Consider the following 719-nt stretch of genomic DNA (forward strand, 5'->3'; position numbering starts at 1 on the left):
CATCCAATGTGGCAATATCCTGTGCGATGGTCCGCAGACGCTCCTCGATCAGGTCGCGCACCAGCGGTTCGTCGATGGTGTCGAGCTGGCTGACGAGCCCACTCCTTTCGGCCAGCAGGCGCCGGCGGTGGGCGCTGATCGCATGCATCCTGCGGCAAGCCGGATCAGGCGCGTAGGGTGTGAGGTCACGCCGCACCGCCGCCAGATAACGCGCAATCATGGCCGCATCGATGCGGTCGGTCTTGGCCAGCTGGCCGATGGCGCGGGCAAAGCTGCGCACGCGGGCGGGGGCGACGATATAAACCTCAAGGCCGGCGGCATGAAGACCATCGGCCAGCCTGCTTTCATAGCCGCCCGAGGCTTCGAGGCCGACGGCGACCGGCCCCAGCTCCCAAAGACGCCGGGCAAGCTGCGTGATCTCGTGCGGTGACGAACCGCAACGAAAGCTTTTACCGGCGGGGTGGATATGGATGTCGAAATACTGCTTGGAAACGTCAATGCCGACGACGGCGATATCGTGTATCATGGCCTTGCTCCCAGGCTTGTGGTGCGGGCAAAAGCCCGATCAACCGTTCGGGGTCAAAGGGAGCAGGCAGGGCCTTGCTTGTCCTCGGCTGTCTAAACCAGCCCGAAAAAACGGCCGCCTGCCTGCATCAGCCGGGTTTGCGATGCCCGGCTGATGCATCCAGTAAACCACAAATCCTCCACACAAGCCCGAG

1 protein-coding gene is annotated in these 719 nt (G+C 63.3%); it reads right to left on the reverse strand.

Annotation, left to right across the window (positions count from 1 at the left end):
* The coding region (locus tag ACQZ5N_RS26390; RefSeq protein ID WP_448734572.1) for an IS110 family transposase at positions 1–526 on the reverse strand (526 nt) is incomplete at its 3' end.
* Positions 527–719 lie beyond the last annotated feature (193 nt).

It is taken from the genome of Agrobacterium sp. 22-221-1 (assembly GCF_053522445.1).